Source organism: Mycetohabitans sp. B8 (assembly GCF_021991875.1).
In the GTDB taxonomy this organism is placed as follows: domain Bacteria; phylum Pseudomonadota; class Gammaproteobacteria; order Burkholderiales; family Burkholderiaceae; genus Mycetohabitans.
Genome location: NZ_JAHLKR010000016.1, coordinates 582,588 through 596,284 on the forward strand (window position 1 = coordinate 582,588; position 13,697 = coordinate 596,284).

Genomic DNA, 13,697 nt, shown 5'->3' on the forward strand with positions numbered 1-13,697 from the left:
AACGTTCTTCTAGGTTGACTCACACTAGATGTAAGGGAGTCTTCAAGTTTCGCCCAGTGCTGCCGGTAGGCAGCGATGAGGGCCAAAAGTGCAACGGCGTGCATTTTGCCGGACCTCACACTGTCGGGCTTGGGGGACGCGCCGAACGAGACAGTGCGCTTGAAGGGTAGGATCATGAATAATATGCTGCATATCGTAATCATCGTGCTCGCGATCCAAGTCATCGCGCTATGCGTTGCCATGGCGTTCGGACGCGCGGCCAAGAGCGGGGATCGTTTCGAAGGACCGGACGAATTCGACGACGCGCGCGCCGCTAAGACAACACTGCTCGCGCGTCGCAAAGCCGCCCGGGTGGCACAGCCGGCGCAAGTGCAACAATCAAGCCATTGAGCGCTCCAGTACGGCGCGCGTACCACGACGGGCGAGCCGCTTTGCGCGCTCCATCCGCCACTATGCAGCCCTGCTCGGACCGTATTCCACCGCTCGCACGCTTTTTCGCGCGGCTACTGGCCGCATGGCGGCTTCCATAGAGTCTGCCGCACCCGCCGCGGCCAGGCGGCGATATCGAAACCATGCAACTTGAACAGCGAGAGCGCAATCCGCTCAAGCCCAAAACCGCAGCACCCGGTGTGCGCGATTTCGCCGGTTTCGGTACGGATGTCCCACGTCTTGCCGAAGTTGTCCATATGGTAGTTGAAGCTGCCACACGCGGTCGGTTTATTCGGGTTGAGCACGGTCACTGCCGCCTCGAACTTGAGCTGCAGCGCACGTTGGCTGTTCGCCATGACGCGCCCGCCACGGCCGAAAAACGGATCATTGGCCAACTCCAGCGACATCGGCAATTCCAGCGCGTCGAACATCCAGCGCGCATGGTCCATCCAGTTTTGCCGGAAGGCGATCACTTGCTCGGGCGTGCCCATCCTGACGAACTCGCGCTGCCGAAACAGTTGCATCCGCTCCGGCTCCAGTGACGGTTCCTGACGAAAAACATACGAAAAAATATCGATCAGGTGGCCTTGCGCCGGCACCGGACCGCGCTTGGCCATCACCGAATAGACGGGATAGCAGGCTACTGGCGTCATCATGATGCATGTGGGCTTTTGCTCGGCGGTCCAGTCCTCGCCTTTATCCAGGCACGCGAGCAAGCGGGGATGGCTGAAATCATTGCCGCAGAAGCTGAAGACCGTGCCAGCCAACTGCGGAAAGTTCTTCAAGTAACCGCTCTGCTCGAGCAACGTGCGGCTCATCGCCGGCGGAAATCGCATCACGTCAGCACCGCGCTCCACTCCCCATGCACCGATCAAGTCGCTGATGCGCTCGATGACGTCCTCGAACACGGCGCCACGGCCATACAGCCCATCGACGTCGCTCGGAATCAGCAAACCGCGCTCGAATAACTGCTCTAAAAAACTGGCGGCACCCGCTGCGTCGTTCAATTCGCGAGCAGCCGCCGTGCGATCGCGCTCGTTCGGCACGGCTTCAGGGCCGAACCGCTTCGGTTCCAGATTAGTACTACCCATGTTCGACTCCTTTGGCGGGGATTCGTGTCGCATGATCGATGCTGCGCTTTGCGCTCTGCGGGCGGATAGAAACGGCGTGGCAGACGCTGTTTGGTTGGGAACACCGCCGTGCGGCACCGCAAGCGCATGTTGTACGCGAAAACCCGCACGGCCATCGGTTCGCTGCCGAACAATGGGTCAGTGCACATTAATCGTGCGCTGCACAACGCCGGTGTCGCAGCCTCACGTCTTCGCAAGTCTGCCTATCGAATAGTGCGCTTGCGAACAGAGCTTGCACGCGCTCGCCAGTACCTTCGTTCCATAGGGTGCGGCCGCTTTGGGCATTGCAACATTGCGGTGCCGGCGGCGCACGGTGCTATCCGGCCACGCCTGGCGTTTTCCGCGCTGGCCGAACGAGGAACACATCATGGACTGGAAATGCTGCGAATTCGGGCAACTGAGTTCGGACGAGCTATATCTGATCCTGCGCGCGCGCAATGCCGTATTGGTTGTCGAGAACGCCCACGTGCACCTGGACATCGACGGCAAGGACGAGCAAGCGTTGCACGTTTTCGCGATCGATACGCGCGCGCAGCAGCGATCAGTGGAAGGTTACGCGCGCCTGCTGCCGGGCGATGACATCGACCTGGAAACGATCATCGACAAATTCCTGACGAGCGCCGCGCGGCGCGACGACGACACCGCCGAGCAACTGCTCAGACGGGTATTGGGCCATGCGCGCGAGCGTTGGCCAGGCGCGCCGGTGCGAATCCACTCGCCGATCTACCGCGAAGCGTTTTATAGCCGGTTTGGTTTTCGTAAGGTCGATGGGCCGTTCCTCGAACACGGAATGCCGTACATCGGCATGATCCACTCGATGCGCGACGCGCCCCTGTCCAGCCGCGGCCTGCTGCGCGGCGTGCGCGGCCTCGTCGAGCCGGTGACCGGCGCGCTGGGCAGCGCCGTCAAACCGACTCGCGCGGCGCGCGCCGACGCGCGCACCGAACCGGACACTTCCGCATTCTCACCTCGCCTTCCCGCAGATTCCGGAGTAAATCGATGACCGGCACCGAGTCTACATTCACGTCTTCCGTCCCGGCCGACGCGCCGCCGCACCTGCTGCCAGTGATCCTAGCCGGCGGTTCCGGAACGCGGCTGTGGCCGCTGTCGCGCGAGCACCACCCAAAGCAATTGATTGGACTGGTCACCGATGAATCATTGCTGACGGCAACTGCACGCCGCCTGGACGGCATCAGCAGTGCAACGCTAGACAACGAACTGCTGCTCGTGTGCGGCGAGCACCACCGCTTCATGAGCGCCGCGCAGGCGCGCGCCAATGGCAAGTCTGCCCGCATCCTGCTGGAGCCAGTAGCACGCAACACCGCACCGGCGCTCACGCTTGCTGCGCTGGACGCGCAGGCGCGCCGTGGCGACCCGGTGCTGGTGGTCATGCCCGCCGACCATGCGGTCACTGATCCGAAGGCGTTTCAGGACGCCATCGCGCTGGCCGCCCGCTACGCGCAAGCCGGCGCCATCGCCACGCTCGGCGTGCTGCCCCGGCACGCGGAAACCGGCTATGGATACATCCGAATCGGTGCGCCGGTGCAGCATGCCAATGGCACGCTAGGCGGCCACGCAATCGAGCGCTTCGTCGAGAAACCGCATCAGGAACTGGCCCGCCAATACCTGCAGTCCGGTGAATATTGGTGGAACAGCGGCATCTTTGTGGTACGCGCGTCGACGTGGATCACAGCGATCGCCGCGCTGAACCCGCCCATGCATGCCGCCTGCGACGCAGCTTGGCGAAGCGGCACAGAACAAGCCAGTGGTTTTTTCAAAGCGGACGCGGCCGCCTTCGATGCCTGCCCGTCCGATTCGATCGACTACGCCGTGATGGAACGGCTCGCCGATCCAGCGGGTCCGGACATTCAAGGCGTCGTTGTGCCGCTGGCGGCCGGCTGGTCCGACGTCGGCTCATGGGACGCCATTTGGGAAATCATGCCAAAGGACGCAGCCGGCAACGTCTCGCGTGGCCGCGTAATCTTCGAGGGCACGCAGGACAGCTTCGCGCATTCCGAAGGACGCCTGATCGCTTGCGTTGGCTTGAAAGACGTCGTGGTGATCGAGACCGCCGATGCAGTGCTAGTCGCCAACAAGCATGACGTGCAGCAAGTCAAAGCCGTGGTGGCGCGGCTCAAGTCCGAGCAATACGTCGAAGCCGAAGATCATCGTAAGGTGCATCGCCCCTGGGGCTATTACGATTCCATCGACCACGGCGAGCGTTTCCAGGTCAAACGCATCGTTGTCGAGCCGGGCAAGCAACTGTCGTTGCAGATGCACTACCATCGCGCGGAGCACTGGATCGTGGTGCGCGGCACCGCGCGCGTGACTTGCGGCGACAGGACGTTCCTGCTCAGTGAGAATGAGTCGACGTATATCCCGCTGGGCACGGTGCACCGGCTTGAGAATCCGGGCAAGACGCCGCTGGAGATCATCGAGGTGCAGTCGGGACATTATCTGGGCGAGGACGATATCGTGCGGCTGGACGACCAGTACGGCCGGGCCTCTCGGCCGGCGGCGGGCGCACCTGGCGCGTCCGTCGCCACGCCCATCACTACGCCCGTTGCAACCGCTCATGCAGCGGGAGCCGCCGATGCCGTAGGAGTCGCCGATGCCGCGCAATCTGCTCCAGCCACGGCCGCCCCCCTTGCTGGGGGAACACCCATCGCCACGGCCGCGCCGCGCGGCGGCGTAGGCACATGGCAGGCCGGCCGTTGACCGTGCGCGCCACGGGGCCCACCGTCGCCGATCGCGAGATGAGGGTGCTGGTCATCAACGACTTCGTGCGCAAAGGCGGGGCGGAGGAAGTGTACCGGACCTCGGTGGACGTGCTGCGGGAGTTACCCGGCGTGAACGCTGAAGGCTTCGACGAACGGTCAGTGGCCGCCACGCATAGCATGGCGCGGCGCGCGTGGAATCCTGCTGCAGCGCGCGCGCTGGCCGCCACAATCGAACGCGTTCAGCCTCAACGCGTGTTGGTGCACAACTATCACAGCCTGCTGTCGCCATCGATTTTGCCGGTCATACAACGATACAAGCACAAGCTCGGTTACCGGACTTTCCTGACCTGCCATGACTACCACATGGTGTTCTACAACCCGAACCTGCTGACCTATCCGCAGCCGGGCGTGTCCAAGCCTCTGCCGCTGGAGGCGCTGGGCGACAGCCGGCGGCTGCTTGCCTGCGCCAGTCCGCGCGGCATGCTGCACGATGCGGTGAAAAAGCTTCATTGGCACGCGATCGATACGGTGCTGAACCCGTCCGCCGTCTTCGACCAGTTCCTGTGCCCGAGCCCGTACATGCGCGATGCACTGGCACGGCGCGGCATGATGCGTTCAGTGATCCTGCCCAATCCGGTCAATACCCGCATCGCCCAAGCGCCGCCTCGCATCGTCGACAAGGACCGCTACGACCTGGCATTCGTCGGACGCATCGAGCCCGAAAAAGGGCTAGATCCGTTTCTCGAACTGGCCAACCACACGCAATGGCATCGGCTCGGCAGCGTGACCGTCTACGGTGACGGTTCGCAACGCGATGCTCTGCACGCGAAGTACACGGCGCTGGTCGCCAGCGGCCGATTGCGCTTCGCGGGTCGGTTCGACCACACGCAGTTGTTTGACGCGCTGCGCGCGCACGATGCGGTCCTGCTGCCGTCGATCTGGGCTGAAAACGCACCATTGGTGATCGTCGAGGCAGCGATGATCGGTCTGCCGGTGCTCGTGCACGATCTGGGCAGCCTGGCCAGTTTTGGCGATGAAATCGGCAACAAGATTAAGTACCAGCGCACGCCCGACAGCCTGGTCGCCGCACTCGATGCACTGGGCATGCATTTGCGCGACACGCGGCGCCATTACGATTGGTCCCAGTACACGCGCGAGCACTATGCGTCACGATTGAGCACCCTACTCGATTTGCATGCTAGAGCAGAACCCGATACGGTACGCAAATGGGCATGATCGATCAGCGCGACACCCGCGCGAAAGGGCCGTGCACGGCCTGCACCGGTTCATTTTTTCTATTCCGGAGCGGGACATGTCGTCCGTAAAGAAGAACTTTCTGTTGTTAATGACGCTGCAGGTATCGACCTACGTCGTACCGCTGCTTACGCTGCCGTTGCTCACCCGCGTTCTTGGCCCTGAGGGATACGGCCAGCTTGCGTTCGCGCTGGCTGTCATCACCTATTTCATCAATTTCACCAATTACAGTTTCGATCTAACCGCCACGCCGCGCATCGCGCTCACACGCGAAAATCGCGCCGAGCGCTCGCGCGTGTTTTGGGCAACCTTGCTCGCGCAGCTCGCGATCACTGTGGCCGGATTCGTGATCCTGCTCGCATTGACCTTCATCGTCGATCGCTTCGCCCTCGACCGCACGCTGCTAATCATCGGCTTCGGCATGACCGTCGGGGCCGCGCTCACGCCGAGTTGGTACTTTCAGGGCATGGAGAACCTGCGCACGATGAGCCTGCTACTGTTCATCAGCCGCGCGCTCAGCGTCCCCGCGATGTTCCTGCTCGTGCGCGAGCGCTCCGACGCCACGCTCGCGATGCTCGTCAATGCCGCCGTGCCGCTTGGCTCCGGCATCGCGATCTTCGTCTATATGTTCATCCGACGCGAGGTTGAATTCGTTCGGGTGAGCATCACGGACATCGTTGATGCGCTGGCCGGCGGCTGGCAAGTATTCCTTGCGTCAACGTCGATCGCGTTCTATGCATCCACTAATACCGTGCTGCTTGGCTTTGTCTCAGGCAACGTCGCCGCCGGCTATTTCGCCGCGGGCGACAAGATCATACGCGCCGCGATCAGCATGTTGCAGCCGATGAAAGCCGCTGCGTACCCGCACATAAGCTACCTAATGCACTATGCGCGTGAGGATGCGATGACCTTCCTACGCAAGTTGTTTGTGGTTCAGAGCGCGATGGTGTTAGCAATCTCGCTGTGCATCTTCTTCGGTGCGCCGTTTGCCGTGCGCATTCTGTACGGCGCGACCTACGAGCCGACGATCGGAGTGCTGCGCTGGATGGCGTTCATTCCATTTATGGCAGGGATGACAGATTTGTTCGGCGTGCAAATGATGCTGCCGCTCGGTATGAAGACCGCGTTCAGTCGCGTGCTGATCTCCTCGGGCTTTCTCAACGTCGCTCTGCTGCCGTTGCTCGCGAAGTGGTTCGCCGAACAAGGCGCGGCTGCCTCGGTGCTGGTCGCGGAAAGCGCGGTGGCCGCCGCGCTGGCCTACGTTCTTTATGCTCAAGGCGTGTCGCTGATTGGGCGGGTGGCCCCTCGCCAATGACAGTCGTTGCGCTGAACGAAAGATGCTTTCAACGGGATGCGCAGCAAAAACTGCTGTAATCGCGAATAGTGTGCCTCGGGCGACGCGCCATCGCTCCCAACGAGTCCATAGTTCCCCTCGTAGGCATCATCGTAGTGCTCAAATAACATAATGTTCTGGATGCCATACTGGGCTGCCCCGCCTATTCAGTCGGATATTCACCTCGATTAAAACCATGGTTCAACAGCCAGTCACCCATTTGGGTTTCAGTGGCGTTTCTGAAGGTAGCGTCGGATATCAAAAGCCCCCAGGTGGCCACAGTACCATGCTGCGAAGCCACAGGCGAAATCGACGCTTACGCTAATGATGTGAACTGCTTACCTGTGTCACATTGCGACAACCGATCGGGAACCGATAAATGACACACGCTCGAGCAAAGGGCCGCTTTGATCACATTGATGCAATGCGTTCAATCGCGGTATTGCTAGTCATTTGGACGCATTATGCCGAACTGCTAGCGCCTCTTGCCGGTTCCCAACACTGGTTGGATACACTGCAGCGCTCAGTCAACTTCGGACGCGTCGGCGTCGTGATGTTCTTTGGAATCAGCGGGATGCTGATTCCAAACTCGTTGCGAGGATCAATTGCCGATGGTACGCGCAAATTCTTGATACGTCGGATCATGAGGCTGTATCCCGCATTCTGGCTCTCGGTACCGCTTGGGTACCTCGTATACTGGACCCTGTTCCAGCAAAAAATGAGCGGCATCGGCGTTGCAGCGAACCTTACGATGATTCCGACTGCGTTCGGCTTCGATGCGATCATGGGCCACTACTGGACGCTCGAAACAGAGTTGTATTTTTACATTCTTTGCCTACTTTTGTTTTGGAGCGGCCTGCTGCACCAGATGCGCTCACTGGTCACCGTAAGCGCCGGATTGTCCGTGCTGTTTATATTGACTACGGCATTGCACGTCATTCCCAATGATGCACCCGGACAATATAAGGGGATGTTGTATCACCTATCTATCATGTTCTGGGGTGCGGTGTTCCGCAACGCATACGACACCCCCGGTGTGGCGTTAGTCGTCTGGCGACGCCGGGATGCTGCCGTCGGCATGTCGGTGACCTACCGCGGCGCGCTGGTCATGCTGACGGCACTGATCGCTCTGATTGCCATTACAATGACCCTCTACGACCTTCACCGCCACGATTACGCCCATGTCTCATCGTCAATCGGCTATCTTGTCGGTATCGCCCTGTTTATCAGTTTCACCACGGTACTGAAGGTTCACTACCGACCCTTTGTATGGCTTGGCGAAATCAGCTATTCGGTCTATCTACTCCACGGCGTGCCGCTGTATCTCATTTTCTGGCTATGCAAACACTATCAATGGACCGGTGCACCACTCGGTGTCTACATGGTCGCTCCGTTGGTGCCGGCCGTCATATTGTCCTGGGTCAGCTTTCGCTTTTGCGAAGCGCCCAGTATCCGTATCGGACACGCGCTTACTTCTGTTCCTAACGTCGACGTGGTGGACCAAACCGGAGCCTCACGACCATAACGATACGAGTAGTACAGCCCTACCCTTGGCACAGCTTCCCTTCATGCATGAAGCCCGCAGGCTACGCCATCGCTACACGCTGCCGCGGGCAATGATTTCTTTTACCACGCTATAGGCTGGCTTTTTCGTGACAGCATCCGACTTGATCAAGCCATAGCCATTGTCGGCCGACATATCGAATAGCTCATACAACTGGACCGACTGCAGCAAACTGTACTGTGATTTAAGCTTGACGAATTCCTGCATTTGAGCGGCCAGGTAGCTCGCTTGTGCATGAAGCAGCGTGTTCTCGGACTGACCATACGGTCGATAACCATACTCGGAAATCCAAATCGGTCGCCGGAAGCGCTGCGTCAACTCATGAAGCACGTTGATACCGTTTGCATTCGTGATGTCTCCCATATCGCTATACCAGTGCCAGGAGGTCACATCCCAATTGACGCGTGGCCCACTCGTTCCACCTTGTGGATCCGTGCCGTCGGCCAGCATTTGCAGAATACCGAAGTGTAACCACCCGGCGGTAACGGCCACTGCCGCACGGGGATCTGCGGCGCGTACGCCGTCGATCATGCCGCGTACCATCCCGCGATAAATAAAGTACGGCGTCACTCGGTAGTCGGTGCGGAAGTTGCCGCCACGGGATACGAAACCGATTTCCATTTCGTTGCCACACTCATACAACAGCACCTTGCCCTTTAGAATACTGGCGATGGAGTACGCGAGCTGAAAGCTATTGCTGTATGCAGAAGGCTCATCGGTATTGAATAGCTTTGGGGTAATCACCACTGAGACACTCATGCCGGTACCCCTCAGTGCGTCAACGAAAGAGGCAATGCTCTTTGCCCCGATCGTATTCCAAACGTCTTGGCGAACATTCGAAACCCCAAGATCGCGCATGTAGGCTATCTGCGTGGCAAACGCCGTGCCATACGCATTACCCGAATTAATGTGTCCGTTGATCCCGAAGAACCCGGACGACACTGCATTGTAGCTGTTCGACGACATGGAGCTGGGTGTTGCCGCGACACTGGATGTCGTCACACTGACGGGTGTAGTACTAGCAGCGCTCGAAGTCGATGCTGCTGAACCTGACGAAGCCGCGCCGCTGCTGGACCAGCGGCGTGTGCGGCCGACGCTAGCAGCCCCTACCTCGCTGCTTGCACACACCCCCAGCGCCATCGTTCCGGCGGTAGCAACCAGTGTGCGAAGGAATTCACGTCGCACGCATAGCGCGCCTTTCGCACCGCGTTGGGAGTCCAAATCGACGTTTGAGGCGCAATGAGAGGAACTTTTAGATGAATTTCTCTTCTTCGAAATCATGAATTTCAATGTATAGTCATACAAAGGCCGATAATCGAAACGCACGTGCCTTCGCCAAACGTTGAATGAAAGCACTTCGTGCCCGTGCCGCATTGAACGCGACGAAGGACCGCACCCCTGGAACACTGGGCGTCGCCTTGCACTTTGTGGGAATGGGACTTCCGCGTGACGAAACGGTAGATCAAAGCCGGACGCACAGTGACACAGGGTGCGGATGGCAATCGACAGCCGAATCAACGAGCCCGAAGCTAGCCAGCGAGCGAATCATCCGCACGCAAAAGCTAAGAGAACTAGGATGACGCTTCATGCGCCGAAAGAACAAGCGCACATTCTACTGGATTCGGGTGCTCGAAAAGATGGATGTTTCGCTGCGCATGCGCTGACGGCGCATAGCGTAGCCCATTACCCTGCCTGACCCAATGTGCCGGGCAGCATCGCGCATCTGGTATCGCTGTCGCACCGACAACAAGCACCCTTAACCCAGTATGCGCCTTCCTCCCGAAAGCCGGCACGTTTTTGGTTGAAATGGTACGTCAACGCACTGATACGGGTTGGGTCGTACGCGATGCTATGCCAAATAACCAAAGCGTATGTGCCCTTCCCGGCTCAAGTACGTCACATGAGGCCGCGGTGGTCATCCGACGCCATGACGGCAATAGCCAGCGGTTGCCTCAGTGATTGATTGCGGAACACCCTGTGAGATGAACGACACGAATTCGAGCCATCGCGGCCGCACTCTGTATGCCGGACCAGCGCGCCCCGGCGGTGAGCAGCACGTCATCGGCCCATCATGGAGTGAAAGATTGGACTTCAGTAGGGCACGGGGTGTCTTCAAGGCAGTGGATCGTTATTATCTGGTGTGGGCTTTTTTTGTGCCGATCACGTCCGTGCTGGTGTTTCCCAGCGTGCAAGGTACCACGCCGGGCTATTTGATGTGCTTTTTATCACTAGCAATCGCTATGCTGTATGGAGGCGGCGAGCGTACTCGCTATTTGCGCATCCTTCTAACAGCAGTCTTTGTCTGGATATTGCTGTTTACACTGACGCAACTAGCCGATTTAACCGATGGTTATACGCCTGACCTCGACACCTTGTCTCTGGTCAATCCGTATGACCATTCGTTTGTCATGCGCGCTTCGCTTTTCACGCAATCTCTCTATGTCGTCGCGGTAGTGCTCTATGGCACCTACCTGTACGTCTATTACGACGACGCATGGGATCGCATCATCGTTGCCTCCGGCGTACTGTTTGCCGTGTACGGACTTTACGAGTGCTTCTACTATCTTGTGACCGGCCAGCCGGGCGACTTCCTGTCCAATCGCCAGTTCACCAACACGCTGGCCCGGCCGCTGCCCAAGGACGTCGTCACGGGCAGCGACTTTCAGACAATGGGCGTCGGTGGAATCTCGATGCAGCGCCTGAAGTCGCTAACGGGCGAACCGTCGATGTATGCGCTGTCGATGTTCCCGTTCTGGGTCTACGCCCGCACCGTGCAACGATCGCGCTGGCCCGCGATCATTATTGGCGCGTCGCTCGTGATGACGGCCTCCACGACGGCGATGGTCGGCTACCTATGCTACCTTGGCATCCGGATGATGCACACGCGGATCAATATCATCAAGCTGGTGCTGGCCGCGCTTGTCATCATCGCGATCATCATCGTGTTTAACGAGCAAGTCGTGCAATTGGCGGATGACGTGGTGATTAAGAAACTCACCGGTGCCAATTCATCGGGCCAGGAGCGCTCGGCCGGGTTCATGGCCGCCGTCGACTTCTGGCTCAATGCGCCCGTTGCGAACAAGTTGGTGGGAATCGGCTTCGGCTACATCCGTACCACCGACATGTTTTCGACGCTGCTGGTCAACAATGGGCTGCTGGGCATCGCGCTGTTCAGCGTGCTATTGCTGTATCCGGCATTCAAGCTCGATTGGGCGCCGAAGGCAGTCGCGCTACGACAGTGCTGCGTCGCGACCTATGTGATGATGATGGTATCGGTGCCGGAGTTCTCGTACCTTGCACCGTGGACCTTCGTTGCATTCGCCTATTGCCGGCTGTATCACCGCAATCGCGCACGACAAGCCGCAGACCGGCATGAAGTGGAACTCACCGCGCGCACCTCGCACATGCGCGAGGCTTGAGGCGCGAGACAGCGCGTGTTGGTTCCCGGCGCCTCGCTGCAACCCAGCGTCGGGTAGCCCCGCTGCCACAGGTAGTATTACGCCGCCAGGGTCGGATGGCCGCTAATGGTCAGCTTAAAGCCGTCGGCACCGGCTTTCAATCGCGCGGGCACGCCCACGGGTAGCGTCACCGTATCCGCGCCGTGGCCAAAACGCAGCCCGGTGATCACCGGGATACCGGTCAGCGCGCGGATCTGCTCGACCATCGCGTCAAAATCATAGCCATTGTCATAGTCCGACAACTGCGCCCCGGTGAAGTCGCCGAGCACCAGCGCCTGCTGGCGCGGCAGGATGCCGGCCAAATGCAATTGGTACAGCATCCGCTCGACGCGGAATGGCCGTTCATTGACGTCCTCAACAAACAAGATGCCCGCATCGATGTCCGGCAAGTATCGCGTACCAGCGAGCGCGGCAATCATCGCGAGATTGCCGCCCCACAGCGTGCCGTGTAGGTCGACATCGTCAGGCTGCGGCGTCGGCTCGTCAATCGTGAATTCCGGGTTGCTAATCGCCGTCCAGAAATGCTCGACTGTAAATTCGCTCAATCTCGGCGCGCCAAAGTTGCTGCTTAGCATCGGGCCGCCGAACGTGATGAGGCCGCTGTGCGCGAGCAGCGCCATCTGGATCGCGGTGAAGTCACTATGGCCGCAGATCGCGACCGCTTCGCCAGCCAGCCGACGTTGCAATCCCGCGTAGTCCAGTCCATGCAGCAGCCGGGTCGCGCCGTAGCCACCACGCACGGCCAGCACGATGTCCGGCAGCGCCCGCGCAGGGTCCGCGAGCCGATTCAGGTCCGAGGCCCGTTGCGCATCCGTGCCCGCGAAGCGCTGGAAGCGCCGCTCGGTCGTATCGATGCCCTGGATGTGATGGCCAGCATCGACCCAGCGCGCCAGCGCCCGAGCAACGGCTTGTGGATCCGGCGGGTAGCCGCAAGGGGCAATCAGTTCGATCGTGCGGGGCCTCATGACACTCCTGTGCGGAAAAAGACAGCGCGCGACGCGCACTATAATCCGTGCCGACACAGCGCGACGTCGACCGGGATCAACGGGCGTCGCCAAGTGTGCGCAACGCGCGCAGCTGCCGGCGACGCTCGACGAAGAACTGGCTCAGCTCGTGCGAACATTCATCGGCCAGTACGCCACCAACGACGCTCGCATGATGATTCAACCGCGGCTGGGCGAACACGTCGACGACACTGCCACACGCGCCAGTCTTCGGATCATGCGCGCCGAATACCACTCGAGCGATGCGCGCATGCATGATCGCGCCGGCGCACATCAGGCACGGCTCAAGCGTTACGTACAATTCGCAGCCCGGCATCCGATAGTTAGACAACGCCTGTGCAGCCGCTCGCAACGCGACCATCTCCGCATGCGCAGACGGGTCGTGAGTGCTGATCGGCTGGTTGAAGCCCTGCGCAATCACCTCGTCGCCCCGCACGATCACGGCGCCCACCGGCACTTCGCCCATTGCATAAGCGTGGCGCGCGGCGGCGCGTGCCAACGCCATGAAACGCAGATCCCGGGCCAACGGGCCCGCGTCAGACAAACTGCTGTTGTGCATGCAAGCTCCGCGTCGAAGGGCCGCTCAGATGCTCGACGCCCGGCGGCACAAAACCGGCGTTTTTTAAAATCCGGTTCGCCACGCGAACCTCATGCGGCACGAGCAGATCGTCATCAAGTTGCAGCGCACACCCGCTGCCGGGCAGATCGTCGAATTCGCCCCGCGCGGCCGCGGCGGCGATACGCTGTTCAACCAGCGCGTCGAGCAGTTTCATAGACGGACAAGATTCGAAATGCACGTCAAGGA

The 13,697-nt window shown here is 60.1% G+C and carries 11 protein-coding genes and 1 pseudogene; 7 read left to right on the forward strand and 5 right to left on the reverse strand.

Going from position 1 to position 13,697, the window contains the following annotated elements; all coding sequences use genetic code 11:
- The first annotated feature begins 174 nt into the window (after positions 1–174).
- The gene (locus KQH60_RS08470; protein ID WP_237576013.1) at positions 175–390 is read left to right on the forward strand and encodes an MLO family protein; all 216 of its coding nucleotides are present in this window, start codon (positions 175–177) and stop codon (positions 388–390) included.
- 113 nt (positions 391–503) lie between these two features.
- On the opposite strand, the gene KQH60_RS08475 is transcribed toward KQH60_RS08470, so the two are convergent.
- Positions 504–1,520: an amino acid--[acyl-carrier-protein] ligase gene (locus KQH60_RS08475; protein ID WP_237576014.1), complete on the reverse strand. Its 1,017-nt coding sequence runs from the start codon at positions 1,518–1,520 to the stop codon at positions 504–506.
- A 406-nt stretch (positions 1,521–1,926) separates the two neighbouring features.
- On the opposite strand from KQH60_RS08475, the gene KQH60_RS08480 reads away from it, so the two are divergent.
- From KQH60_RS08480 to KQH60_RS08500, 5 genes are all read left to right on the forward strand, one after another.
- Positions 1,927–2,562, forward strand: a complete 636-nt coding sequence (locus KQH60_RS08480; protein WP_237576015.1) for a GNAT family N-acetyltransferase — start codon at positions 1,927–1,929, stop codon at positions 2,560–2,562.
- The gene (locus KQH60_RS08485) at positions 2,559–4,277 is read left to right on the forward strand and encodes a mannose-1-phosphate guanylyltransferase/mannose-6-phosphate isomerase (RefSeq protein ID WP_237576016.1); all 1,719 of its coding nucleotides are present in this window, start codon (positions 2,559–2,561) and stop codon (positions 4,275–4,277) included. The genes KQH60_RS08480 and KQH60_RS08485 overlap by 4 nt, the downstream gene beginning before the upstream one ends.
- 38 nt (positions 4,278–4,315) lie before the next feature.
- Complete coding sequence (locus tag KQH60_RS08490) at positions 4,316–5,515, forward strand: glycosyltransferase family 4 protein (RefSeq protein ID WP_237576102.1); 1,200 nt, start codon at positions 4,316–4,318, stop codon at positions 5,513–5,515.
- Positions 5,516–5,591: 76 nt separating this feature from the next.
- Positions 5,592–6,848, forward strand: coding sequence for an oligosaccharide flippase family protein (locus tag KQH60_RS08495; protein ID WP_237576017.1), 1,257 nt, complete (start codon positions 5,592–5,594; stop codon positions 6,846–6,848).
- 397 nt (positions 6,849–7,245) lie between these two features.
- Positions 7,246–8,391: an acyltransferase gene (locus tag KQH60_RS08500; protein WP_237576018.1), complete on the forward strand. Its 1,146-nt coding sequence runs from the start codon at positions 7,246–7,248 to the stop codon at positions 8,389–8,391.
- 72 nt (positions 8,392–8,463) lie between these two features.
- Here KQH60_RS08500 and KQH60_RS08505 read toward each other — a convergent pair whose 3' ends face one another.
- Positions 8,464–9,756 (reverse strand): glycosyl hydrolase, encoded by a 1,293-nt coding sequence (locus KQH60_RS08505; RefSeq protein WP_237576019.1) that lies wholly within the window; start codon positions 9,754–9,756, stop codon positions 8,464–8,466.
- A gap of 758 nt (positions 9,757–10,514) precedes the next feature.
- Between KQH60_RS08505 and KQH60_RS08510 the strand changes: the two genes are divergently transcribed.
- Positions 10,515–11,849, forward strand: coding sequence for a hypothetical protein (locus tag KQH60_RS08510; protein ID WP_237576020.1), 1,335 nt, complete (start codon positions 10,515–10,517; stop codon positions 11,847–11,849).
- A 77-nt stretch (positions 11,850–11,926) separates the two neighbouring features.
- Here the strand turns inward: KQH60_RS08510 and ldcA are convergent, their stop codons facing one another.
- The 3 genes and pseudogenes from ldcA to KQH60_RS08525 form a co-directional block, all read right to left on the reverse strand.
- Positions 11,927–12,853: a muramoyltetrapeptide carboxypeptidase gene (ldcA, locus tag KQH60_RS08515; protein ID WP_237576021.1), complete on the reverse strand. Its 927-nt coding sequence runs from the start codon at positions 12,851–12,853 to the stop codon at positions 11,927–11,929.
- A gap of 76 nt (positions 12,854–12,929) precedes the next feature.
- Complete coding sequence (gene tadA / locus KQH60_RS08520; RefSeq protein WP_237576022.1) at positions 12,930–13,451, reverse strand: tRNA adenosine(34) deaminase TadA; 522 nt, start codon at positions 13,449–13,451, stop codon at positions 12,930–12,932.
- A 31-nt stretch (positions 13,452–13,482) separates the two neighbouring features.
- Positions 13,483–13,665, reverse strand: a pseudogene (locus tag KQH60_RS08525) (DnaJ family domain-containing protein); the annotation flags it as partial.
- Between the last annotated feature and the right edge of the window lie 32 nt (positions 13,666–13,697).